At 73.1% G+C, this 22,607-nt stretch carries 18 protein-coding genes, 1 tRNA gene and 1 riboswitch; of the genes, 11 read left to right on the top strand and 8 right to left on the bottom strand.

Annotation, left to right across the window (positions count from 1 at the left end; all coding sequences use genetic code 11):
* Positions 1-3: 3 nt before the first annotated feature.
* Both ACFY7E_RS13305 and ACFY7E_RS13300 read right to left on the bottom strand, forming a co-directional pair.
* A complete protein-coding gene (locus ACFY7E_RS13305) occupies positions 4-1,764 on the bottom strand; it encodes a BCCT family transporter (protein ID WP_389484074.1) in 1,761 nt (586 codons plus the stop codon).
* Positions 1,765-1,908: 144 nt separating this feature from the next.
* Positions 1,909-2,283 (bottom strand): VOC family protein, encoded by a 375-nt coding sequence (locus tag ACFY7E_RS13300; RefSeq protein ID WP_389484072.1) that lies wholly within the window; start codon positions 2,281-2,283, stop codon positions 1,909-1,911.
* A 552-nt stretch (positions 2,284-2,835) separates the two neighbouring features.
* Here ACFY7E_RS13300 and ACFY7E_RS13295 point away from each other — a divergent pair.
* Positions 2,836-3,507, top strand: coding sequence for a beta-glucanase (locus ACFY7E_RS13295; protein ID WP_383440526.1), 672 nt, complete (start codon positions 2,836-2,838; stop codon positions 3,505-3,507).
* A gap of 162 nt (positions 3,508-3,669) precedes the next feature.
* Positions 3,670-4,401 (top strand): hypothetical protein, encoded by a 732-nt coding sequence (locus tag ACFY7E_RS13290; protein ID WP_389484070.1) that lies wholly within the window; start codon positions 3,670-3,672, stop codon positions 4,399-4,401.
* A 42-nt stretch (positions 4,402-4,443) separates the two neighbouring features.
* On the opposite strand, the gene ACFY7E_RS13285 is transcribed toward ACFY7E_RS13290, so the two are convergent.
* Positions 4,444-6,432, bottom strand: a complete 1,989-nt coding sequence (locus ACFY7E_RS13285) for a SpoIIE family protein phosphatase (RefSeq protein ID WP_389484068.1) — start codon at positions 6,430-6,432, stop codon at positions 4,444-4,446.
* Positions 6,433-6,817: 385 nt separating this feature from the next.
* On the opposite strand from ACFY7E_RS13285, the gene ACFY7E_RS13280 reads away from it, so the two are divergent.
* Genes ACFY7E_RS13280 through ACFY7E_RS13270 form a run of 3 tightly spaced genes read left to right on the top strand, consistent with a single transcriptional unit; the run spans position 6,818 to position 10,006 of the window.
* Positions 6,818-7,870 (top strand): iron-siderophore ABC transporter substrate-binding protein, encoded by a 1,053-nt coding sequence (locus ACFY7E_RS13280; protein ID WP_389484066.1) that lies wholly within the window; start codon positions 6,818-6,820, stop codon positions 7,868-7,870.
* A gap of 13 nt (positions 7,871-7,883) precedes the next feature.
* Complete coding sequence (locus tag ACFY7E_RS13275; RefSeq protein WP_383440521.1) at positions 7,884-8,918, top strand: FecCD family ABC transporter permease; 1,035 nt, start codon at positions 7,884-7,886, stop codon at positions 8,916-8,918.
* Positions 8,915-10,006, top strand: a complete 1,092-nt coding sequence (locus ACFY7E_RS13270; protein ID WP_389484063.1) for a FecCD family ABC transporter permease — start codon at positions 8,915-8,917, stop codon at positions 10,004-10,006. The genes ACFY7E_RS13275 and ACFY7E_RS13270 overlap by 4 nt, the downstream gene beginning before the upstream one ends.
* Positions 10,007-10,064: 58 nt before the next feature.
* Here the strand turns inward: ACFY7E_RS13270 and ACFY7E_RS13265 are convergent, their stop codons facing one another.
* Complete coding sequence (locus tag ACFY7E_RS13265) at positions 10,065-10,634, bottom strand: histidine phosphatase family protein (RefSeq protein ID WP_389484061.1); 570 nt, start codon at positions 10,632-10,634, stop codon at positions 10,065-10,067.
* A gap of 124 nt (positions 10,635-10,758) precedes the next feature.
* A riboswitch (cobalamin riboswitch) is annotated at positions 10,759-10,921 on the top strand.
* A 39-nt stretch (positions 10,922-10,960) separates the two neighbouring features.
* Here ACFY7E_RS13265 and ACFY7E_RS13260 point away from each other — a divergent pair.
* Both ACFY7E_RS13260 and ACFY7E_RS13255 read left to right on the top strand, forming a co-directional pair.
* The gene (locus ACFY7E_RS13260; protein WP_041132733.1) at positions 10,961-11,188 is read left to right on the top strand and encodes a CbtB-domain containing protein; all 228 of its coding nucleotides are present in this window, start codon (positions 10,961-10,963) and stop codon (positions 11,186-11,188) included.
* Between the two features lie 14 nt (positions 11,189-11,202).
* On the top strand, positions 11,203-12,021 hold the full coding sequence (locus ACFY7E_RS13255) for a CbtA family protein (RefSeq protein ID WP_389484059.1): 819 nt from the start codon (positions 11,203-11,205) through the stop codon (positions 12,019-12,021).
* 56 nt (positions 12,022-12,077) lie between these two features.
* Here the strand turns inward: ACFY7E_RS13255 and ACFY7E_RS13250 are convergent, their stop codons facing one another.
* From ACFY7E_RS13250 to ACFY7E_RS13240, 3 genes are all read right to left on the bottom strand, one after another.
* Entirely contained in the window at positions 12,078-12,371 is a 294-nt protein-coding gene (locus tag ACFY7E_RS13250) for a hypothetical protein (RefSeq protein WP_389484057.1), read from the bottom strand.
* Between the two features lie 18 nt (positions 12,372-12,389).
* Positions 12,390-14,723, bottom strand: coding sequence for a hypothetical protein (locus ACFY7E_RS13245; protein WP_389484055.1), 2,334 nt, complete (start codon positions 14,721-14,723; stop codon positions 12,390-12,392).
* A 3-nt stretch (positions 14,724-14,726) separates the two neighbouring features.
* Positions 14,727-14,798: transfer RNA gene (locus ACFY7E_RS13240), tRNA-Pro, on the bottom strand.
* A 231-nt stretch (positions 14,799-15,029) separates the two neighbouring features.
* On the opposite strand from ACFY7E_RS13240, the gene ACFY7E_RS13235 reads away from it, so the two are divergent.
* Entirely contained in the window at positions 15,030-16,055 is a 1,026-nt protein-coding gene (locus tag ACFY7E_RS13235) for a LacI family DNA-binding transcriptional regulator (protein WP_389484053.1), read from the top strand.
* An 89-nt stretch (positions 16,056-16,144) separates the two neighbouring features.
* Here ACFY7E_RS13235 and ACFY7E_RS13230 read toward each other — a convergent pair whose 3' ends face one another.
* Positions 16,145-18,922, bottom strand: a complete 2,778-nt coding sequence (locus ACFY7E_RS13230) for a glycosyl hydrolase (RefSeq protein ID WP_389484051.1) — start codon at positions 18,920-18,922, stop codon at positions 16,145-16,147.
* 394 nt (positions 18,923-19,316) lie between these two features.
* On the opposite strand from ACFY7E_RS13230, the gene ACFY7E_RS13225 reads away from it, so the two are divergent.
* The 3 genes from ACFY7E_RS13225 (at position 19,317) to ACFY7E_RS13215 (ending at position 22,606) form a co-directional block, all read left to right on the top strand.
* Positions 19,317-20,621 carry an ABC transporter substrate-binding protein gene (locus ACFY7E_RS13225; RefSeq protein WP_389484048.1) on the top strand — a complete coding sequence of 435 codons (1,305 nt, stop codon included), beginning with the start codon at positions 19,317-19,319 and terminating at the stop codon, positions 20,619-20,621.
* Between the two features lie 87 nt (positions 20,622-20,708).
* The gene (locus ACFY7E_RS13220; protein WP_389484046.1) at positions 20,709-21,689 is read left to right on the top strand and encodes a carbohydrate ABC transporter permease; all 981 of its coding nucleotides are present in this window, start codon (positions 20,709-20,711) and stop codon (positions 21,687-21,689) included.
* On the top strand, positions 21,686-22,606 hold the full coding sequence (locus ACFY7E_RS13215; RefSeq protein WP_389484044.1) for a carbohydrate ABC transporter permease: 921 nt from the start codon (positions 21,686-21,688) through the stop codon (positions 22,604-22,606). Before ACFY7E_RS13220 ends, ACFY7E_RS13215 begins: the two co-directional genes overlap by 4 nt.
* Position 22,607: the final 1 nt, after the last annotated feature.

Here is a 22,607-nt window from a genome sequence, read left to right as displayed (position 1 = left end):
GGGTCAGGAGCCGGGACCGTCCTGGCCCGGCTCGCCGGGGCCGATCCGCAGCTCGAAGTCCCCGGAGTACTTCTCGTGGCCGGCGATCACCGCGAGTTCGACGGCCTCCTCCCCCATCTCGCCGCGGACGATGAGCGGATCCCTGCGCAGGTCCCGCATGAGCGCCACGCACATCCCGATCATGACGAGCACGAACGGCGCCGCCACCAGGATGGTGAGGTTCTGCAGGCCCGCGAGCGCGTCGCCCTCGCCGTCGCCGATGAGGAGCATGATCGCGGCGACCGCGCCGGTCACCACGCCCCAGAAGACGACCACGGGCCGGGTGGGTTCGAAGGAGCCGCGCTGCGAGAGCGTCCCCATGACGATGGAGGCGGCGTCCGCCCCGGACACGAAGAAGATCCCGACGAGGACCATCACGAGGAGGCTCATGGCGCCGGCGATCGGGAACTCCTTGAGGACGCCGAAGAGCTGTCCCTCGGGGGTGCTCTCCTCGGCCAGTTCGCCCCGCTCGCTGAGCCTCATCGCCGTTCCGCCGAAGATGGCGAACCAGATCAGGCTGACGGTGCTGGGGACCAGGATGACCCCGCCGACGAACTGCCGGATGGTCCGGCCCCGGCTGATGCGGGCGATGAACATGCCGACGAAGGGCGTCCAGGAGATCCACCAGGCCCAGTAGAAGACGGTCCAGCTGCCCAGCCAGTCGTGGATGTTCTCGCCGCTGGTCGCCTCGGTGCGCCCGGCCAGCTGCGGCAGGTCGCCGATGTAGGCGGCGATCGAGGTGGGCAGCAGGTCGAGCACGATGATGGTGGGGCCCGCCACGAAGACGAAGACGGCGAGGACCGCCGCGAGCACCATGTTGATGTTGGAGAGCCACTGGATGCCCTTCTCCACGCCGGAGACGGCGGAGAGGACGAAGGCCACGGTGAGGACCGCGATGATGGCGACGAGCAGTCCGGTGCCGGTCTTCTCCATCCAGTCCAGCTCCTCGAAGCCGCTGCCGATCTGGAGCGCGCCGAGGCCGAGGGAGGCGGCGGAGCCGAAGAGGGTGGCGAAGATGGCCAGGATGTCGATGACCCGGCCGGGACCGCCGTACGCCCGCTTCTCGCCCATCAGCGGGACGAAGACGGCGCTGATGGTCTGGCGGCGTCCGCGCCGGAAGCTGGAGTAGGCGATGGCGAGGCCGACGACGGCGTAGATCGCCCACGGGTGGAGCGTCCAGTGGAAGAGCGTGGTGGCCATGGCGGTCTGCATCCGCTCGGCCGAGTCGACGGGGTGGGTGCCGGGCGGCGGGGTGCCGTAGTGGGCGAGCGGTTCGCTCACGCCGTAGAACATCAGGCCGATGCCCATGCCGGCGCTGAACATCATGGCGATCCACGACACGGTCCGGAACTCGGGCCCCTCCTCCTCCCGGCCGAGGGTGATCCGGCCGTAGCGGCTGACGGCGAGCCACAGCGCGAAGACGACGAATCCGGAGGCGGCGAGCATGAACGCCCAGCCGCCGTCGCGGATCAGCCCTTCGAGGAGGGTGCTGGAGACGTCCTCCAGGCTCTCGGTGGCCGTGGCCCCCCAGACGACGAAGGCCAGGGTGAGGACGGCGGTGACCCCGAACACGATCCGGTCGGTACGGGCGTGGTGGCGGCGGTCGGAGCGGGTGAGGAGGGTCGGCAGCACCGGCAGTCCCCGGCTCCTGGCCCGTGCGGCGCCTTTCCGGCGGCCTTCCGGCCTCTCTTCTTCCTGCGACACGGGCGGCACCTTTCGCGGCATTACGGGACAAACATCACGATGTCTCCGTAAGGCAGTACCACAGGCTCGGCCCGTTCCGGCGGACCAACAGGCCCTCGCGCCTCCTCCGCCCCCGTGCGTCCGGACGGGGGCGGAGGTCACGGGTCCCGCCCGTGCCGGGCGGGGTTACAGGTACGGGCGGGTGATCAGCTCCATGGCGTGACCCGCGGGGTCCTTGAAGTAGACGCCGCGGCCGCCGTGTTCGGTGTTCGTCTCGCCGGGCCGCCGCATCTGCGGGTCGGCCCAGTGCTCGATCCCCTGCGCGCACAGGCGCCCGTACGCCCGCTCGAACAGTTCGTCGTCGACGAGGAACGCGTAGTGCTGCATCTGGATCTCCACCGGGGGCTCGGCGAACTGGATCAGGACGCCGTCGGGGAGCCGGACGTTGACGAACGGGCCCCAGGAGGGTGCTTCGGGGAGCTCCAGGAGCTCCCGGAAGAACCGTGCCGACTCGTGCCGGTCCTCGGCCGCGACGATGGTGTGGTTGAAGGTGACTGACATGGGGACGACCTCGCTCTTGTTCGACGGGAAAGGGACGCGCGGTGCTCGTGCACCGGGTGGTCCCCGCGTCGAACGGAGGGGGCGCGCTCTCCGCGCCCGCCGAGCCGTCAGTCGTCCACCGGGTCGCCCGTCCGTGTGTGGCGTATAGCCGGTCCGGTGTTCACGTCGCAGGACGTTACGTGATCGACACGGGTCGCAGCAAGGCTGTTCGAGGGGATCGGACAGACGCACCCACAGAGGCCTGGTAGGTGCGCCCGTCCTCCGCCACCCCGGCCGATGTCCCGCCGGGACGTTCGGAGCCCTTCCTCCCCACCTGCCGGGACGCGGTGAAACGCGACGGCGTGAAGTGACCACTTGTCGCCAACTCGTCACCCTCCGTGGTTGATGCTGGTGAGAGCGGGGCACATCGTCTCTGGGCCGATGGGCCCCGCACGAGAGGAGCGAGCCGTGCTGACCGATTTCTTCGACCGATTGCTGCGCCGCGGCGCGGGATCCGGTTCCGGCCCGGGGCAGGCCCCGGGCGCCGGGACGGAGACGGGCACGGGGGCGGGGGTGCCCGGTCAGGCGCGGCCTCTCCGGAACCTCGTCCTCGACGCCGACTTCTCCTCCGCCGAGCAGTGGGTCGCCGGCCGTTCCTGGGCCTATCCCCACGGCGGTCCGATCAACCCGGGCGACAACAAGCTCGACCACCTCACGGACGATCCCGCGTACAGCCGGAGCGGGGTCTTCCGGGCGACCCCCCGGCCCGACGGCCGCTGGACGGCGGGGCTGCTCACCACCGAGGGCAGCGCCGAGGGGTTCCTCGTGCGCACCGGCGACGTCCTGGAGGCCCGGGTGCGGCTGCCGGTGGAGATCGGCGCCTGGCCCGCGATCTGGACCTGGCGCGACGGCGGGCAGGAGATCGACGTCTTCGAGTACCACCCCGACAACCCGGACCTCCTCGAACTGTCGAACCGGGTCCGGGGGCGCCACCACTACTTCCGGGACCCGGCCGTCCGCCCGGGGGCGTGGATCGACTTCCGGGTCGAGTTCGGCGCGCGCTCGGTGGTGTGGTGGGTGAACGGCGCGCGGGCCTTCGACGACCGCCGCGGGGTGGGCCGTTCCTGGCGCGCCCACCTCATCGTGAACCTCTCGGTGTGCGCGGGCCGCTACCATCCGGCGCCCGAGGCCGGCACGGCGGAGATGTCGTACGAGGTGACGGAGCTGCGCGTGTACCGCGGCTGAACCGGGGCCGTGCGCTCCCCCCGGACGGAAGGGAGGCGCGGGGGCCGGTGCCGACGCGCGCGACGGTAGGGGAAACGTCCTCGGGGCAAAGGGTGTTGCGTAGGCTCGAACAGAGCATTCCGCGCACCCGCACCGCGCCGCCCGTACGACGAGGAGGACCCCATGACCACCGCCGAAGAGGGACGGCAGCGGCTCGACGCGGCCAGCGTGCTCAACGCGAAGAGGACGCTCCTCCAGCTCCTCGCCCGGGCCGGCGTCTGGTCCGGCGACGCGGAGGAGATGATCGGGTTCGTCGAGGCGGGCGCCCTGGCCCTCGCGTACGAGGAGATCGGCGGAGCCGGGCGGAGCGCCCCGGACGGGAAGGGCGGGGCCTACGCCGCCGGCTGGCTGGACGGTGCCCGTGCCGTGACCGACGAACTCGGCGGCGTCGCCGAACGGGCCCTGCGGCGGGCCCTCGCCGCCGACCCCACGGCCGAGTCCCCCGACGACCGCCCTCCCGTGGGACGCACGGAGATGGAGCGGACCAAGGTGGCGGTCACTCCGATCTACCTCTCGTTCACCGACGTCTCCGACCTCGACCCGGAGGTCACCGAGCAGGTGCTCGGCGCCGTCCTGCGCACGATGAGCTCCCGTCAGCGCTCCCGGTACGCGGGGCGGTTGGCGGAGTTCGCCACGACCCACCGGGAGCGGCTGGAGCGGCTGTACGCGGAGTACGGGCCGGGCAGCGCCATCGCGATCCACGGTCGCCACACCCTCGTCCACTCCCCCACCAGCGTCGCCGTCCTGGAGCGGCTCGCGGCGGCGCCCTCCGCCCTGTACGAGGAGTGGGACGCCGCCGAGCTGCCGCCCGCGTGGCTGGACGGTCTGACGAAGGCCTGGGGCGCACCGGCCTGACCCCCTTCCCGCCCGTCGCTCCCGCAGGCGCTTCGGTGGGCGTCAGCCGGCCGGTTCCGCGCGGAAGGCGATCATGGCGGTGTCGTCGCGGTGGTCGGAGAGGTCCTGGAGGAGGCGGAGCAGCCCGGGCAGGTCCTCGTCGCGGTGGAGCGCGGCCGCCCGCAGGAGGCGGTGCTGCCCGGTGTCGAGGGAGGTGCCGGGGGTCTCGATGAGCCCGTCGGTGTACTGCAGGAGGGTGTCGCCGGGGGCGAGGCCGTACGCGTGGGTGGTCCGGACGGAGTCGGGTGCCACGCCGAGCGGCGGGTCCTCGCCGCTGCCGTCGAGGAAGCGGGGCTCGCCCCGGGCGGGGATCAGCAGGGGCGGCGGATGTCCGGCGTTGGACCAGGTCATCCGCCAGGTGCCGTCGGGGCGCCGGCGCAGATGGGTGTGGACGACGGTGGTGAAGACGCCGACGTCGAGGCCGTCGGCGGCGTCGTCGAGCATGGCGAGGACGGCCCCGGGCGTGCAGTCGGGGCCCTTGTTCCAGGCGAGGCCGCGGAGCATGCTGCGCATCTGGCCCATGACGGTGGCGGCGCCGAGGTCGTGGCCGGCGACGTCCCCGATGTCGAGGACGAGGGTGCCGTCGGGGAGCGTGATGGCGTCGTACCAGTCGCCGCCGATCTCGTTGGCCGGGCTGGCCGGCTGGTAGCGGGCTGCCAGGCTCGCCCCCGGCACCGCGGGCGGGCGGGTGAGCTGGGCGCGCTGGAGGCGCAGCGCGGTGCGGCGGGCCTGCTGGAGGTCGAGGACCTTGCGGATGGGTCGCTGCGCGTGGTGCAGGACCTCGCGCAGCAGTTCGACGTCGGCGGGTTCGGGGGCGGGGGTGTCCCCGCTGGTGGCGGCGGTGGCGTAACCGAGGACGATGTCGTCGACGACCAGGGGGACGAGGGTCATGCTCGTGGCGCCGGACGCCGTGAGCCACCGCTCGGTGACCTCCGGCACCAGACCGGGCGGGACCCGGCCGTCCGGGGGCAGCCGGAAGGTCCTCGGCTCGCGGCTCTCCAGCACCTCCCGCATGACCGGGGTGACCGTGACGCTCTGCCCCATCGGCGCGGGCGCGGGCGGGAGTCCGGGACGGGTGGCGGAGGCGACCCGCCGGGCCGTGACCGTCGCGTGCTCCGGCAGCGGCCACTCCTCGTGGGAGAGGAGCAGGATCACACAGGCGTCGGCGAGGTCGGGGACGACCGAGTCCGCCACCGCGGCGAACGCGGCGTCCAGGCCGCCGCCCGACGTCTGCGCCACCCGGGCGAGGAGGTGTTCGCGCAGCTCCGTGTTCCAGGCGTCCTCGACGTCGACGGTGGCGGCGATCCACTCCTCGGCGTGTCCGTCACGCACGATGGGGACGCACCGCGTGGCCATGTGGCGGTAGGAGCCGTCGGCCGTCCGGAGCCGGAAGGTGTTCTGGTAGATCTCGGGAGGACGCCGGGCGAGCGCCCCGTGCCAGGCGTCGACGAGCGCCTCCCGGTCCCGGGGGTGGATGTGGGCGTACATGTCCTCCCCCTCCCGGTCCGGCAGGGGGACTCCGGTCAGCTTCTCCCAGCCGGGGACGATCTCCTCGACGCGGCCGTCGGCGCGCACCACCCACACCATCTGGGAGACGGCCGTCACCAGGGCCTCGAAGCGCTGGAGCGCGCGGGTCTCGGCGGTGGTCTCCAGGGTCACGACCAGGACCCCGTCGCCGACCGGGGTGGCGACGGGGGTGCAGGAGGAGACGAAGTGGCGGACCTCCTCCGGGCCGCCGGGGGCCGGCAGCAGGGAGTCGGTGAGCTGGCGGGGCCGTCCGGTGGCGAGGACGTCGTCGAGGACGGCCAGGAACCGGGCGGCGTCCGGCTCCGGGTAGGCCTCCCGGGCGGGCCTGCGGAGGGGGCGGGCGCCGAGCATCCTCTTGTACGCGGCGTTGACGTAGATCAGCAGGTGGTCGGGGCCCGCGAAAAGGGCGACCGCCGCCACGGTCGCGTCGAACAGCTTCGGGTCGAGTGCCCTCGCCGGGCTCATCGCCCGTCCGCCCCCGTCCGGGTCGGCGTGAGGTCCGGCCGCCCGCCGGTCCGCCGACGCTCAGGTGCGATCATCCTGTGAGCCTTTCGTCCTTCCGGCGCGGTCCCCTGCATCCTCCAGGGGACCGCGCCGCGGGGACCCGCGCCACCCGGGCGGCTCCCCCGTTCGGGTGGGCCCCAATGCCGCCCGCCTGCCCCTCCGGGCCCTCGTGCGGCCTTCTCGCGGCCCTGTTCCGAAGATCGGCACCCCTGGCGTTCGGGCCGGCGAACGCATAGGTTAGGCTCACCTAACAAGCGCTCGCGCCGATCGCCGCCCCCCTCCGACCACGTCCGAAGGGGCACGGCCGCGACGCCCGTACACCTCTGCCCGGAGACAAGGAACCGTCATGCCTTCTGTGTTCACCCCTCTTCGCCGCCGCGCCCTCGTGGCGGGGGCCGCCGCGCTCTCGCTCGGCCTCATGGTGACCGGGTGCGGCTCGGACGACAAAAAGGACGACGCGGCGGGTTCGGCGTCCAAGGCTCCGGCGGGCGCGTTCCCCGTCACCATCAAGAGCGCCCTCGGCGAGGCGGTCATCAAGGACGCGCCCAAGCGCGTCGTCACCCTCGGCCAGGGCTCCGCGGAGACCGCCATCGCCCTCGGCAACGTGCCGGTCGGCATCGAGGAGTACCCCTGGGGCAGTGACAAGACCGGCTACCTCCCCTGGATCCACGAGGCCGTGACGAAGTCCGGCGCCGAACTGCCCAAGCAGTTCAAGGGCGGCGAGGAGCTCGACATCGAGGCCATCACCGAGCTCGAGCCCGACGTCATCCTGGCCCCCTGGTCCGGCATCACGCAGAAGCAGTACGACATCCTCAAGGACATCGCGCCGACCGTCGCCTACCCCGACAAGGCGTGGAGCACCGACTGGGACCAGCAGATCGAGATCGTCTCCAAGGCGCTCGGCCGGCCGGAGAAGGCCAAGGAGCTGGAGGCGAAGATCGACAAGCAGCTCGCCGACGCGGCCGCCTCCCGCCCCAAGTACAAGAACGTCACGTTCTCGTACATCTACAACACCGGCCCCGGCACCCTCGGCGTCTTCAAGCCCGAGGAGCAGCGCGTCGCGATGGTCTCCAAGCTGGGCCTCGAGGTCGACCCGGTGGTGAACACCTTCAAGGAGACCGAGGGCACCGACTCCGCCCTGATCGGCCTGGAGAACGCCAACAAGCTCGCGAAGAGCGACATCGCCTTCACCTTCTACATGGACGAGAAGTCCCGCAAGACGGTCGAGGCCCAGCCGCTGTACGCGGCCATCCCCGCCGTGAAGAAGGGCGCGCTCGTCTACAGCCACGACACCCCCTTCGTCACCGCCTCCTCGATGATCAACCCGCTGACGGTGCCGTACAGCATCGAGCGCTACCTGCCGATGATCGACAAGGCCGTCGCCAAGGCCGGGAAGTGACAACGGATTCCGCGTGACCACACTCTCCCGGACCGTCCAGGGCCCCGCCGTCGCACGGCGGGGCCCTGCCCGGTACCTAGCAGCCGCCGTCCTGTGCCTGGTCCTGCTCGCCCTGGCCCTGCTCGCCAGCGTGATGTTCGGCAGCAAGCCGACGTCCCCCGCGGACGTCCTGCGGGTCGTCACCGGCGACGGCGACGACTACCTCCGCACCGTCGTCGAGAGCCGCTACCCGCGCACCGCCCTCGGGGTGCTCGCGGGCCTCTGCCTCGGGATCGCCGGCACCCTGATGCAGGGCATCACCCGCAACCCGCTCGCCGAGCCGGGTCTCCTCGGCATCAACGCGGGCGCGTCCGCGAGCATCGTCGCCGCCACCGCGTTCCTCGGCGCGTCCGGGCAGCGGGAGACGATCTGGTGGGCCCTCCTCGGCGCCCTGGTGACCGGCGTCCTCGTCCATCTCGTCGGCACGGCCGGCGGGGTCGGCAGCCCGGTGCGGCTCGTGCTGGCCGGCGCGGTGCTCTCCGCGGTCCTCGCCGCGTTCATCCAGGCCGTCGCGCTGTCCCGGCCGAAGGTCTTCGACACGTACCGCTACTGGGTGGTGGGTTCGCTCGGCGGGCGCGGTTTCGACGCCCTCTGGGCCGTGCTGCCGTTCGCCGCGGCCGGGCTCCTCCTCGCCGTCGTCCTCGCACCCGGCCTCAACGCCATGGCGATGGGCGACGACAAGGCCGCCTCGCTCGGCATCAGCCCCGCCCGCGTCAAGGGCGCCGGGCTGCTCGCCGCGACGCTGCTCAGCGCGGCGGCCACGGCGGCGGTGGGACCCATCGCCTTCGTCGGGCTCGCCGTCCCGCACCTGGTCCGGGTCCTGGTGGGCGCGGACTTCCGGATGCAGATCCTGTTCACCGCGCTCGCGGGCCCCACGCTGCTGCTCCTCGCGGACGTCGTCGGCCGGGTCCTGCTGCGTCCCGAGGAGCTGATGGTCGGCGTCGTCACCGCGTTCGTGGGCGCGCCGGCGCTGCTCTTCGCCGTCCGTCGTATGAGGGGAGCGGCATGAGGACCGCAGAACAGGCCGAGGCCGGGACCGGGAGCCCGGCCGTGGCGCCGTCGCGCCCCGCGGGCCGCGTCCTCGTGCGGGTCGGACCCCTGGTCGCGATCCCCGTGCGCCGCTCCTCCCTGGTCGCCGCCGCGCTGTCGGTGCTGCTGCTCCTGGGGGCGGCCGTGGCGACCCTCTCGACGGGCAGGCTGGGCATCGACCTCGCCGACCTGCCGTCGGCGCTCATGGGCGAGGCGACGGGCAAGAACGCCTTCGTCCTGAACCGGCTGCGCGGTCCCCGGCTCGTGGTGGCCGTCGCCACCGGCGCGGCCCTCGGCCTGTCCGGGGCCCTCTTCCAGTCGGTCACCCGCAATCCGCTGGGCAGCCCCGACGTGATCGGGCTCGGCGCCGGTTCGGGAGCGGGAGCCGCGGCCGCCGCGCTCTTCTTCCCCGACACCGTCCCGGTGTCCGTCGGCGCCCTGGTCGGCGCGGTCGCCGCCATGGGGCTCGTGTACGTCTCCACCGGGACCGGGTTCCGCAATCCGGGGCGCCTGGTCGTGGCGGGCATCGGCGTGGCCGCGATGTCGACGGCCCTGACCCAGTACGTGGTCTACGCCGTCGAGCGCGACAAGGCGAGCGCCCTGACCGCGTACATCAACGGCAGCCTCTCCGCCCGTTCCTGGGACGACGCGACGGTCATCTGGGTGGTGCTGCTCGTCTGCCTGCCGCTCGCGGCGCTCCTCGCGCGGCCTCTGAGCATCGGCGAGATGGGCGACGACCTCTCCACCGGTCTGGGCGTCCGCCCGGACCGGACCGCGACGGCGGCGGTCGCCCTGTCGATCGTCCTGTCCGCGGGCGCGGTCAGCGTGGCCGGCCCGATCGCCTTCATCTCCCTGACGGCGCCGCAGATCGCCAAGCGGGTCACCCGCAGCGGCGGCCCGCAGCTGGTCATGTCGACCCTGCTCGGCGCGCTGCTCCTGGTCCTCGCGGACCTCGCGGCCCAGCAGCTGCCGCTCTTCGACGACCTGCCGGTCGGTCTCTACACGATGGCCGTCGGAGGGGCGTACCTGGGCTATCTGCTGCTGAGGGAGTGGAAGCGGCCCGTCTAGCGGCGCGCGTACGGCGGGAGGGAGGGGGCCACCGGGTGGCCCCCTCCCTCCTTCCGTGTCAGCCGGTGAGCGGCTCGCCGGCGCGCAGGTTCCAGCGTCCGCCGCGTCCGCTGAGGTGAACGGCCGTCAGGGGGCGGACGTCCAGGCGCCAGGCGGTCGCGTCCGGCACGCCGAGGGCGTGGACCGTCGCGGCGCGGACGACGTCGGGCTCGACGACCGCCGTGACGCGTCCCGATCCCTCCAGGAGCGCGTCGAGCCAGGCCCCGACCCGGACGCGCAGGTCGCGGAGGGACTCCCCGCCGTGCGGCGCGGCCTCCGGGTCGGACAGCCAGACGGCGAGCGCGGCCTCCTCGGTGGCGGCGACCTCCCCGAGGGTCCTCCCCCGCCACCGGCCCATGGCGCAGCCGGCCAGCCCGGTCACCGGTTCGGCCCGCAGGCCGAGGGCCCGCGCGGTGCCGAGGCAGCGCGCGGACGGCGAGGCGTACGCGCGCACGGCGGGGTCCGGGGCGGTCGCGAGGGCCTCGGCACGGGCGAGTCCCGCCGGGTCGAGGGGGCCGTCGTCGTCGAACCGGACCTCGCGCAGCGCGTCGTTCACGGCGGGCGGGACGAGCGTCAGCCGGACTGTCATCGGGATCCTTCGCGGTCGGCGCCGGTACGGGGCGGCGGGTGGTCCCCCGTACCGTACGGGGCCGCCGGCGGACGGGAGTTCCGCCCGGAGGCGCACGGAAAGTGATCCGGGCCTCACGCTCTTAACAATGTTCACGTCACGCGGTACCGTCAGGCGACATTTGAACAGCGTGACGACGGCGATACGGAAGTCCGGTGGGAAACCGGCACGGTCGCGCCACTGTATGCCGAGGCTTCCCCTGGCGGGGGAGGCCGCGGTGAGTCAGACCCGTGGACCGTCGTCCTGCACCACCGTCTGGGACGCGAGTTCCCACAGGAGGTTTCATCATGGCCGAGGCCGTCGTCTCCGCTGCCGTTTCCACCCCTTCCGTCGCCGTACCGGCTCCGCTGCCCGTGCGGGCCGTGCTGCCCTGGGCCTTCTTCGTCGGCCTTCTCGCGCTGATCGCGCTGTACTTCGTGGGCGCGGAGCAGGGCGCCACGTCCCTCTTCGCGGGCTCCGACGTGCACGAGTGGGTGCACGACGGGCGCCACCTGCTCGGCTTCCCGTGCCACTGAGGGGCGACGCGCACATGCACGCCTCGACTGTGAGAACCCTGCTGATCCGCGGCATGCTCGCGGGTCTGATGGCCGGTCTGTTCGCCTTCGCCGTGGCCTACGTGGGCGGTGAGCCCTCCGTGAACGGCTCCATCGCCGTGGAGGAGGCCCAGGCCGCCCAGGAGGCGGCCCACGCCGGACACGGCGGCCACGGCGGCGCGGGAGCGGCCGCGGAGGAAGAGGAGGAGGTGGTGGTCAGCCGTCCCGTGCAGTCCACCCTCGGCCTGGCCACCGGCGTCCTGGTCTACGGGGTGGCGCTGGGCGGCATCGCCGCGCTCGCCTTCTCGTTCGCGCTCGGCCGCGTCGGCCGGTTCGGTCCGCGGGCCACCGCGGCGCTGACCGCCGCCGCCGCCTTCACCACCGTCTACCTGGTGCCGTTCCTGAAGTATCCGGCGACCCCGCCGGCCGTCGGCAACCCCGACACCATCGGGAAGCGCACCACCCTGTTCTTCCTGATGATCCTGCTCAGCGTGCTGCTCGGCGTCGTCGCGGTGATCGCCGGGCGCCGTCTGGCGCCGCGCCTGGGCAACTGGAACGCGAGCCTGGCGGCCGGCTTCGGCTTCGTCGTCGTGACGGGCATCGCCTTCGCGGTCCTGCCGGCGAACGACGACGCGGTCAAGGCGGGCTTCCCCGCCAAGCTGCTGTGGGAGTTCCGGCTGGCCTCGCTCGGCGTCCAGGCCGTGCTGTGGGTGGTGTTCGCCGTCGTCTTCGGACACCTCGCCCAGAAGGCCCTGGCCGCCCGGACGGCCGGCGCGGAGACCCCGGCCCGGGTCGGGGCCCCGGCCGCGGGCTGACCACCGGCGCGTACGACACCGCCCCGCGTGCCAGGAGCACGCGGGGCGGTGTCGTGTCACGCGCCGTCGTCGCCCCGCTCCGGGGGCGGGCACTCCGGTGGCGGGTCGCCCAGTTCCGGGTGGTCCGTGGCGTACCGGTCGCCGTGGATCACCTGCATCGCCCAGTGCCAGGGGTGCTCGTGGAAGACGAGCCGGCGGTACGGCTCGCTCTCCGGCTCGTACGGGTAGAACTCCAGGGCGTCCCGCTCGGCCTGCTCCGGCGTCCTGCCGCCGTAGCGGCGCATGACCCAGGCGTAGCAATGCCGCTCGCCGTGCAGTTGGTCGAGGTATTCCGCTTCGTCCGGTGTCACGTCGCCACCCTAGGCGGATCACGCCCGTGCGGGCCGGTCCCGGTTCCCGCACAGCCAGTGCTCGCCCGTCGTGGTCCACCCGGTCAGCCGCCGGGCGCGTCCGGCGTCCGCCGTGCCGTCGGCGGCGAAGGAGCCCCCGTCGGCGACCCTGCGGAGACCGGCCAGGGCCGGTGCCAGACGGGCGGCCACCGGGGCGGGGTGACGGGCGGTCTCCTCCGGCAGCCCGGCCAGCACCCCGGCCGCCGTCGCCCCGTCGCACAGCGACAGGTGGAACAGCATCTGCCGCCAGGCGTACGCCGCGTCCTTCACCGTGCCGAGCGGGCGCCGCTCGTGCCGGGCCCGGTCCGTCAGACGGCACACCGCGGCGAAGCAGCGGCGGGCGAGTTCCGCCCGGCCGGAGGCGGGCGTGACGCCGACGCGGTGGACCAGGACGGCGAGGTTGTGGGTGGTGAGGATCTGGGCCCGCTCGATCACCGCGCCGTTCTCCGCCACGCTCCCGAAGCCGCCGGAGGGGCGCCGGCCGGCCCGCTCGTGGCAGAGGGCGGCGAAGTCCGGCGCGTGCCGGGCGCCGCTGCCCCGGAGCGCCGGCCGCCGGGGACCCTGTTCGGTCAGGACGTGGACGGCCGCGTAGTCGATGCCGTAGTACCTCTCGTACAGCGAGCCTTCGAGCAGTTCCCCCGCCACGGCGGCCGCGGCCGCGAACTTGGGGCTGAAGGTGCTCGTGAAGATGTCGGCGGCCAGCTCCTCGACCAAGGGCGCGTCCAGACCGGTCCGGCGCGCGAGCACGGCGAGTTCGCGGACGGGCGGGTTGGGCAGCAGGGTGCCGGGGAAGCCGTTCACGGCGACCTCGGCGAGGTGCCGCAGCGTCGCGTGGGCGGAGTCGCGGACGCGCGCGTCGGAGCGGTGCTGCGCGGACACCGCGCGGACCCAGGGCAGTTCCTCGGGCCGGACCTGCCGCTCCAGGTCGAACAGCAGCAGCGAGCGGCGATTGCCGAACGCCCGGTGGTTCGCGGCCATGAGCGCGCGCAGCGGCGCGTCCGGGTGGGCCCGGGCCGTCTCGGCGGCGACGAGCTGGGGCACCAGCTCGGCCAGCACCTCGGCGGAGGGGATCACGCCGGACTCCACCAGGACGGGCAGGGGCGCGCTGCGCGCCCTCTCGACCACACGGCGGACCGCGGGCGGCACGGCCGTGCCCGCGGGCAGGCCGGAGCGCCGCTCCTCCGCCCCGGTGACCGGGACGAGGAGCGCGGCCGGGTCGGTGGCGCCGGCGTCCTGCGGAAGCACGGACATCCGGTCGGCGACGAGGTGGGCGAGGTCGTGGTGGGCGGGCAGCGCGGCCTGGGACGCCCGGGCGTCGCGCACCGCCGTGTGCCGCTCCGAGCCGGGCAGGCCCCGCTTGCGGACCATCGAGGCGGCGGCGTGCCGCAGGAGCCCGAGGCGCCGCGGGTCGGGCGGACGGCCGGCGACGGTCTCCTCCAGGGCCCCGCGCAGGATCCCGAGGTTGCCCCTGGGGTCGCGGTGGCCGCGGCAGCGGGTGTGCTCGCGGGCCAGGAGCCGGTAACGGTCGAGGAGGGCGGCGCCGCGCGCGTGCCACCCGTCGCCGGGTGCGCGGCCGAGGACCCGGTGGTCGGGTCCCGCCGTCTCCAGCCAGTGCCGGAGCAGGTCGTCGGCGAAGGGCCGCCAGACGCGGAGCGCCTCGCGCTGGGTCTCGACGGCGTCGTTCGGGCCCCGGCGGGCCAGGGCGGCCCCGGCCTGCGCGACGGTCCGGCGGTGTACGGCGTCGGTGGCGGGCGCCGGGATCGCGGACGGGCGCGGGGCGAACCGCAGCGTGGCCGCGAACGGGCTTATCTCCCGGACGAGTTCGAGGGCCGCGTCGGTCTCCCCCGCACGCACCAGCCAGGCCACCGTGAGCAGCGCGGCCTCCTCGGGGACGGTCACCTCGTAGCGGGTGCCGTCGAGCAGTGCCCACAGTTCGGCGAGGCCCTCCTCGGTGAGGTGGTGGGCGAAGAGGGCCTCCCGGTCCTCCGGCACCCCGGCCTTCCGCGCCGCCTCGGCCTCGTACGGCAGGAGGGGCCCGCCGGCCCGGGCGGCGCCCGTGGCGAAGCCGCCGCGCAGCACCTCCGGGGTGACCCAGGCGGGCAGGCCTCGGACGGGAGTGCGCGAGCCGACCCGCAGCGTGCCGGCGGCCATTCCGGCGAGCACCCGGCGCCGGCCGCGGACGCGTTCCTCGGCACGCGCGCGCGTGGCGGGGTCCGCGTGGGTGAGCGCGGTGACGAAGGCACGGGCCGGTCGGCCCTCGGCGTAGGAGGCGGACGGGATCGGCGGCGGCTGCTTGTCAGCGTGAGCGTCCATGAGCCGACGTGGCGGGTTCCGCCCCCGCGCCCTCCGGGTCCCGAGCCCGGCGCTCTGCTGCTGAGCCACACGTCGTGGGGCCCGGTCCACCGGACCGGCCCCGGGGCCCGGCGGTAGCGAGGGCGCGGGAAAGGGGGCAACGAGGTTTCCGGGAAGCGGTGTCCGCGGGGACACGTTCCTCTTGGGAGCGCTCTCAGAAGGTGGGGGCTACAGATACCCTGACCGGAGGAGAACGCGCGCCGTACCCGTGCGCGTCCCGTACGACCCGGTACACCGCCCAGCCGACGCAGTCGAGGAGCGCCCGCCTTGCCCGAGCAGACCACGGGGCCCCGCCCCACGCTGGAAGCGGTCGCCGCGCGCGCCGGCGTGTCCCGCGCCACGGCCTCCCGGGTCGTCAACGGGGGCGCGGGCGTGCGCGCCCCCCTGGTCGAGAAGGTGCGCAGGGCCGTCGAGGAGCTCGGCTACGTCCCCAACCACGCGGCCCGCACCCTGGTCACCCGGCGCAACGGCGCCGTGGCCGTGATCATCGCGGAGCCCGAGTTCCGGATCTTCTCCGACCCGTTCTTCGAGCAGCAGGTGCGCGGCATCAGCCGGGAACTGACGGCGCACGACTCCCAGTTGGTGCTGCTGTGGGTGGAGGGCCCGGGAGACCACGAGCGGATCGCCCGCTATCTCGGCGGGGGGCACGTCGACGGCGCGCTCGCGTTCTCGCTGCACAGCGACGACGCCCTGCCGGCCGTGATCGAGGGGGCCAGGATCCCGGTGGTCGTCGGCGGGCGGCCCGCCCCCGGCACCGATCCCGCCGTGCCCTTCGTCGACTGCGACAACCGGGGCGGCGCCCGGGAGGCGGTGCGGCACCTGGTGGGCCTCGGGCGCCGGACCGTCGCCCACGTCTCCGGCCCCGCCGACCAGACGTCGGCCGTCGACCGGCTGCACGGCTACCGGGACGTCCTCCCGGACGCCGGTCCGGAGCTGCTGTGCGCGGGCGACTTCACCGAGGAGAGCGGCGCGCGGGCCATGGCGGAGCTGCTCGACCGACGGCCGGACGTGGACGGGGTGTTCGTGGCCAACGACCTGATGGCGTCGGGCGCGCTGCGGACCCTGCGGGAGCGCGGGGTGCGGGTGCCGGAGGACGTGGCGGTCGTCGGCTTCGACGACATGGCCTCGGTGGTCGACAGGACCTCCCCCGCCCTGACCACCGTGCACCAGGACGTCGAGGGCATGGGCCGGCTGATGGTGAAGCTGCTGATGCGGCTGCTCGACGGGACCGGGCCCGAGATCCCCGGCTCCGTGGTCACCCCTACCTCGCTGGTCCGCCGCGCCTCCGCCTGACCGCGCGGGGGGGTTTCCCGTACGGGAAGGGGCGGCGGGCCCGGGTGCGTCACCCGGGCCCGCCGCCCCGTTTCCCCTCCCCTGCGGAATCAGTCGTACGGGATGACGACCACGGACCGGTCCGTGCCCGTCTGGAGCCGTGCGTCGCCGTTGCCGATCGCGCTCCAGACCTCCAGGCGCACCGTCCCGCCCCGCAGGTCGCCGAGCGTGCCGGTGGCCGACCTCAGGCCCCGGGACTGGGCGTACTCCTCCCAGCCCGTCACCGGGTCGGTCGCGAAGTACTGGTACGTCTCCGTGCGGTCGAAGGTGCCGTCGCCGGTGAGGTCGTAGCTGATCCGGGCCTGCTGGCCGAGGCCGACGGAGGTGCCGGCGTCCACCTGGAGCCGGAAGGCGGTCGAACCGCCCGTCCGGAGCGTGCCGTTGACGTTCTTGGCGACGTAGACGAGCGGCTTGTTCGGGGTGCCGTCGTAGTTGCCGCCCTGCGCCGAGGCGAGGGTGTCGCTGCCCGCCGTGGCGCCGGTGGCCGTGGTGAGCGTGCCACCGGTGCGGAGCTGGAAGGTGTTGCCGGTGCCCGGCTCCGGGTCGGGGTCGGGGCCGGGCCCCGCCGTGCCGTTGCCGGTGGCGGTGGAACGGGCCGGTACGGAGAGGGACTTGCCGTCGGAGAAGGTGACCGTGCGGGCGGTCGAGCCGTGGTTGTGGGCCGCGTAGGTGCGCGTGGTGCCCTTGGTGAAGACGGCGGAGGTGGGGATCGATCCGGTGACGGTGGCGTCGGGGGCGCCGAGCGTGTCGAGCGCGGTGATCCAGTGGTAGGTGTGGGCCCTGGACTCGCCGGCTTCCGGGGTGTATCCGGCGTTCCCGGCGTCCCACTTGGCCTTGGCGGCGCCGGGGTCGGCGAGGGACTGGAACTCCCAGAGGATGTCGCGCCATTCGACGGCGGGACCGCCGTTCTCGCGCTCCAGCTCGGCGATGTTGCGCCGGATCGCGTCCTTGTGTCCGGCGAGCTGGAGGGAGCTTCCGCTGGTGACGGGCAGGACGTTGATGCCGTGGATCTCCTCCGGGTTGGCGGTCCACCAGGTGGAGTAGGCGCCGCCGCTGCCCCAGACCATGCCGACGGTGTCGTGCTGGAAGGTGCCGGGGAAGACCTGCTGGTCGGCGTCGAACCAGTACTGGGCGACGGCCTCGGCCTCGGTGGTCAGGAGGTAGGTGCCGAGATCGCGCAGGGAGGCGTCGCCGGTGGCCGAGCCCCACAGGACGAGGGCGGCGCTGAGGTTGGTCGACTCGGAGGACGACTCCTGGTTGTTGCCGGCGGCGAAGCCCTGGTGGCCCGAGGCCCAGCTGTGTCCGGCGTAGACGTCGAAGCCGCGCAGGAAGGGGAAGGCGCTGTCGGTGCGGCTGGGGTTGGCGGTGTCGCGGACCAGGGTCTTGACCATGCCGCCCCAGGCGGAGTCGGCCGCCCAGTTCGGGTCGTACTGGGCGACGATCGCGGCGGCGTACACGTAGTAGCCGTAGTGGAAGTGGTGGTCGTTGAGCTCGGTGTCGCTGCCGTAGGAGGCCGGGTAGCCGGTGAGGGTCTTCCAGGTCCGGTCGTACGAGAACTCGGTGGCGCCGCCGGCCGTGAACCACTCCTGGAGGCGGCCCTTGAGCAGGCCGAGGAGCTTGTCGCGGATCGCGCCCTCGCCGATCTGGTCGGCGAGCGGCACGAGCTGGGCGAGCTTGCCGAGGGCCTTGCCGGTCCAGTACGTGTCGACGGCTCCGGAGAACGGGTCGGAGGAGTTCGCGACCTCGTTGAGGTAGCCGCGCAGACGGGCCGTGTCGACGCCGCTGCCGGGCAGGCCCGGGAGGGTGGCGGCGGCCTTCTGGGCGGTGGTGAAGGAGGCCGCCTCCCGGACCTTCATGGTGCCCCGGGGCGAGACGTAGGTGTACGGGGTCAGCGGGTCGGTGGTGTGCAGCCACTGGTGGCGGTAGAGCGCCTGGAGGGTGCCGCGCTCGGTGCCCTCCTTGGCCTCGGTGGTGAGGCTGTAGGCGGCGCGGACGGTCCCGGCGTCGTAGCTCCAGTTCACCGTGGAGCCGGTGACGAAGCTGTAGGCGTACTTGCGGTAGGTGGCGAGCGCGTCGGCGGAGGGCAGGACGGCGACGGAGAAGTAGTCCTTGCCTCCGAGTCCGGCGGTGATGGTGGAGCCGGAGACGTTCCAGTCGGTGCCGGTGGGCGAGAAGAGCGCGTAGTGGTGGCCCGCGACGGTGATGCCGAGGACGTTGCCCTGGTCGGAGAAGACCGTGGGGGCCTGGGCGGTGGTGATCCGGGCGTCGCCGCCGGTGCCCCTGGCGTACACGAAGGGCAGGCCGTGGCCGATGGTGGTGCGCAGGGTGCGGGCGCCGTCGGACCAGTAGGGGGTGACGGTCCAGTCGGACCAGGCGTCGGCCTTGGTGTCGGGCGAGTTGAGACCGGTCAGACCGAGGGTGAGGTCGCGCTTGTGGGCGAACTCGTACTGGCGCCCGTCGCCCACGATCGCGGGGCTGGTGGGGTAGCCGACCTCCAGGCCGCCGGCGACGGCCTGGTAGGTGAGCGGGTGGCCGTACATGGGGGTGGAGTACGGGTTGTCGCCGTAGCGCTGGAAGGCGAGGGAGGACCACCAGTCGTTGGTGGGGACGGGCTTGCCCTGGGCGGCGGCGGTGACCTTGGGGGTGACCGGGGCGCCGGTGTTGGTGGTGGGGCCCGAGGTACCGGCGGGGCGGGTGTCGGAGTAGCTTCCGGCACCCGCCGGGACGGTGGCCGCGGCCGCGGGGACGGCGGCGGGGCCGAGTCCCACGGCGGCGAGGGCGGAGACCAGGACCAGCGCTGTGGCGGGCCCGGTGCGGGGGGATGGCATGAAGGAGCACCTCATGTCGTCTGCGGCGGATGGAGCTCGGGACGGGGATGGAGCTCGGAACGGGGTGGAACTCGGAACGGGGATGCGGCTCGTGGAGGGGCGCGGGGCCCGGAGGAGGAACGCGGACGGGGGACGCGGGGCCGGGGAGGCTCGTGTTCGAAAGTCCGGAAGCACGGCCTCCAGAATGGCTGAGAGCGCTCTCAGAGTGACGGAAACGTAAAACCCTCGAAACGAGCGTGTCAAGAGGTTGAACACGGGCGGGAGTTGAGCTCCCCTCCCGTCCGTTACGCCTTCGAGCCTTGACGGATGCACCACCGCACGGGCACGCTCCCCACGCACGCTTGAGAGCGCTCTCAAACGCTCTCGCTCGTTCCGGAGCCAAGGGAGGCTTCCCATGCCCATCGCCCGAGCCGCCAAGAGAGCCGTCGTCCGCCTGGGTGCGGTCACGCTCGCCGGGGCCCTGCTCGCCGCCTGCGGCGGATCGACGGACGACTCGTCCTCGGACAGCGCGGGAGGGAAGGTCACGATCACCGTCGACCTCTTCGGTTCCTTCGGGTACAAGGAGGCCGGGCTCTACGCGGAGTACGAGAAGCTCCACCCGGGCGTCACCGTCGAGCAGACGGACACCGAGGACGAGGCCGACTACTGGAAGTCCCTCCAGACCCGGCTCGCCGGCGGCGCCGGCCTCGCCGACGTGCAGGGCATCGAGGTGGGCCGCATCGCCTCCGTCACCCAGCAGCAGGCCGACCGGTTCGAGGACCTGAAGAAGTACGGCGCCGACTCCCTGAAGGAGCAGTTCGCCCCCGCCAAGTGGGCCGCCGCCACCGGCAAGGGCGGCGAGGTCCTCGGCCTCGGCACGGACGTCGGCCCGGAGGCCATGTGCTACCGCGCCGACCTGTTCAAGCAGGCCGGGCTGCCCACCGACCGCGAGGAGCTCGCGAAGAAGTGGGCCACCTGGGACGGATACCTGGACCTCGGCAAGCAGTACAAGGCGAAGGCCCCCGCCAAGAGCGCCTGGCTCGACAGCATCGGCAGCCTCTACTCGATCATGATCGGCCAGGAGAAGGAGCGCTACTACGACGCCTCCGGGAAGCTGATCTGGGAGCAGAACCCCGCCCTGCGCTCCGCCTGGGACCACGCCGTCCGGGCCGCGGACGACGGTCTGAGCGCCAAGCTCGACCAGTGGTCCCCACAGTGGAACCAGGCCTTCTCCGCCGGCTCCTTCGCCACCATGCCGTGCCCCGCCTGGATGCTCGGCTACATCAAGGGCCAGACCGGCGAGGCCGGCAAGGGCAAGTGGGACGTCGCGAAGCTGCCCGGCGGCGCCGGCAACTGGGGCGGCTCCTACCTGGCCGTGCCGAAGGCCGCGAAGCACAAGAAGGAGGCGTACGAGCTAATCGAGTGGCTCACCGCGCCCGAGCAGCAGACCAAGCTCTTCCGGAAGCAGGGCAACTTCCCCTCCGCCACCGGGGCCATCGACAAGGTCGCCGACGCGAAGGACCCCTTCTTCTCGAACGCCCCCATCGGCAAGATCTTCGGTGACGCGGCGAAGGAGGCCCCCGTCCAGGTCCTCGGCGTCCACGACCAGAACATCGCCCAGCAGATCACCAACGCGCTGAGCGAGGTCGAGCGCAAGGGCACCGCCCCCGAGAAGGCCTGGTCGAACGCCAGGAAGGGCGTCGAGAACACCATCGGCTGACCCGTGCCGCCGGACGGACACCCCCGGAGAGGGGGTCCGTCCGGCGCCCCGCCTCCCCGCTCCGACCCTACACCGAAGGGCCGCACCGTGACCCTCACCGCACCCGAGACACCGGCCGGGCCCCGGCAGGCCGCGCCGAAGCCGGCCGCGCCGCCCCGGCGGCCCGGACCCGCCCGGCGGACCTGGCAGAAGGTCTCCCCGTACGCCTACCTCACCCCGTTCTTCACCCTGTTCGCCGCCTTCGGCCTCTTCCCGCTGATCTACACGGCCTTCGTCTCGCTGTACCGGGTGGAGCTCCAGACGCCCGGCGACATGGAGTGGCGCGGACTCGGCAACTACACCGCGCTCTTCGGTGACGAATACTTCTGGACCTCGCTGCGCAACACCTTCACCATCGGCGTGCTCTCCACCGTCCCGCAGCTGGTCATGGCGATCGGCCTGGCGCACCTGCTGAACTACCGGATGCGCGGCCGGACCTTCCTGCGCACGGCGGTCCTGCTGCCGTACGCCACCTCGGTCGCCGCCGCCACCCTCGTCTTCGCCCAGCTCTTCGGGCGGGACTTCGGCCTGATCAACTACGCGCTCGGGCTCGTCGGCGTCGACCCCGTCGACTGGCAGAACGGCACGGTCGCCTCGCAGATCGCCGTGTCGACGGTGGTCGTCTGGCGCTGGACCGGCTACAACGCGCTGATCTACCTGGCCGGCATGCAGTCGATCCCGGACGAGCTGTACGAGGCGGCCGCGATGGACGGGGCCTCGCGGTGGCGCCAGTTCTTCCACGTCACGCTGCCCGGACTGCGGCCCACCATCGTCTTCACCGTCATCGTCTCCACGATCGGCGCGACCCAGCTGTTCGGCGAGCCGCTGCTGCTCGAAGGGTCGATCTCGGGCGGCATCTCGCACCAGTACCAGACGCTCGGGCTGTACATGTACGAGCAGGGCTGGGGCTTCTTCCACCTGGGTCGGGCCGCGGCCATCGCCTGGGTGATGTTCCTGCTCATCGTGGTGCTGGTCGGGCTCAACGCCCTGATCGCGCGCCGCCGTTCCCGCAAGGAGGCCGGCCGATGACCGCGCCGATCGCCCCGGCGGCGCCCGCCGCTCCCCCGGTCGCTCCCCCCGCCCCGGAGCCCGGCCGGACGCCGCGCCGGGGGGCCTCCCGGGCGGGCCGCACCCTGCACGCGGGCCCCCTCGCCTACGGCATCCTGATCGTCGCCGTGCTGTTCTCGGCGTTCCCGTTCTACTGGACGATCGTCGCCGCGAGCCGCTCCAACGCCGACCTGGCGAAGGTCCCGCCGACCCTGCTCCCGGGACCGAACCTGATCAAGAACTTCGAGGCGGTCCTCGAAGAGGCCGACATCGGCAAGGCGCTGCTCAACTCGTTCATCGTCTCCGGCTCGATCACCCTCGGCACCGTCCTGTGCTGCACCCTGGCCGGCTTCGCCTTCGCCAAGCTGCGCTTCAAGGGGCGGGGCGCGCTGCTCGCGGTCACCGTCGGCACCATGATGATCCCGCCGCAACTGGGTGTGATCCCGCTGTTCATGCTGATCGCCGAACTGGGCTGGGTGAACCAGCTCCAGTCGGTGATCCTGCCGGGCCTGGTCTCCGCGTTCGGGGTGTTCTTCATGCGCCAGTACCTGGTGCAGTCGCTGCCCGACGAGCTGATCGAGGCGGCCCGCGTCGACGGCGCGTCCACGGCCAGGATCTTCTGGTCGATCGTCGTGCCGATCGCCCGGCCCGGCATGGCCGTGCTCGGCCTGCTGACCTTCATGGCCTCGTGGAACGACTTCTTCTGGCCCGTCGTCGCCCTGACCTCCTCCGAGCCCACCGTCCAGGTCGCCCTGCGCCAGCTCGGCGGCGGCTACGTCCACGACCAGTCCGTGATCATGGCGGGCACGCTGCTCGGCACCCTGCCGGTGCTGCTCGTCTTCGGCCTGCTCGGCCGGCAGATCGTCGGCGGCATCATGCAGGGCGCGGTCAAGGGCTGAC

It is taken from the genome of Streptomyces sp. NPDC012825 (genome assembly GCF_042900925.1).
Lineage (GTDB): Bacteria > Actinomycetota > Actinomycetes > Streptomycetales > Streptomycetaceae > Streptomyces.
The sequence above is the reverse complement of the archived record's forward strand: the minus strand, read 5'-3'. Positions and strand labels throughout refer to the sequence as shown.

Excerpts from the sequence above, each read along its gene's own strand:
- ACFY7E_RS13230 (WP_389484051.1), bottom strand. The coding sequence starts at position 18,922 with ATGCCATCCCCCCGCACCGGGCCCGCCACAGCGCTGGTCCTGGTCTCC.
- ACFY7E_RS13245 (WP_389484055.1), bottom strand. The coding sequence starts at position 14,723 with ATGGACGCTCACGCTGACAAGCAGCCGCCGCCGATCCCGTCCGCCTCC.
- ACFY7E_RS13260 (WP_041132733.1), top strand. The coding sequence starts at position 10,961 with ATGGCCGAGGCCGTCGTCTCCGCTGCCGTTTCCACCCCTTCCGTCGCC.
- ACFY7E_RS13285 (WP_389484068.1), bottom strand. The coding sequence starts at position 6,432 with ATGAGCCCGGCGAGGGCACTCGACCCGAAGCTGTTCGACGCGACCGTG.
- ACFY7E_RS13255 (WP_389484059.1), top strand. The coding sequence starts at position 11,203 with ATGCACGCCTCGACTGTGAGAACCCTGCTGATCCGCGGCATGCTCGCG.
- ACFY7E_RS13300 (WP_389484072.1), bottom strand. The coding sequence starts at position 2,283 with ATGTCAGTCACCTTCAACCACACCATCGTCGCGGCCGAGGACCGGCAC.
- ACFY7E_RS13290 (WP_389484070.1), top strand. The coding sequence starts at position 3,670 with ATGACCACCGCCGAAGAGGGACGGCAGCGGCTCGACGCGGCCAGCGTG.
- ACFY7E_RS13280 (WP_389484066.1), top strand. The coding sequence starts at position 6,818 with ATGCCTTCTGTGTTCACCCCTCTTCGCCGCCGCGCCCTCGTGGCGGGG.
- ACFY7E_RS13270 (WP_389484063.1), top strand. The coding sequence starts at position 8,915 with ATGAGGACCGCAGAACAGGCCGAGGCCGGGACCGGGAGCCCGGCCGTG.
- ACFY7E_RS13215 (WP_389484044.1), top strand. The coding sequence starts at position 21,686 with ATGACCGCGCCGATCGCCCCGGCGGCGCCCGCCGCTCCCCCGGTCGCT.
- ACFY7E_RS13305 (WP_389484074.1), bottom strand. The coding sequence starts at position 1,764 with ATGCCGCGAAAGGTGCCGCCCGTGTCGCAGGAAGAAGAGAGGCCGGAA.
- ACFY7E_RS13265 (WP_389484061.1), bottom strand. The coding sequence starts at position 10,634 with ATGACAGTCCGGCTGACGCTCGTCCCGCCCGCCGTGAACGACGCGCTG.
- ACFY7E_RS13225 (WP_389484048.1), top strand. The coding sequence starts at position 19,317 with ATGCCCATCGCCCGAGCCGCCAAGAGAGCCGTCGTCCGCCTGGGTGCG.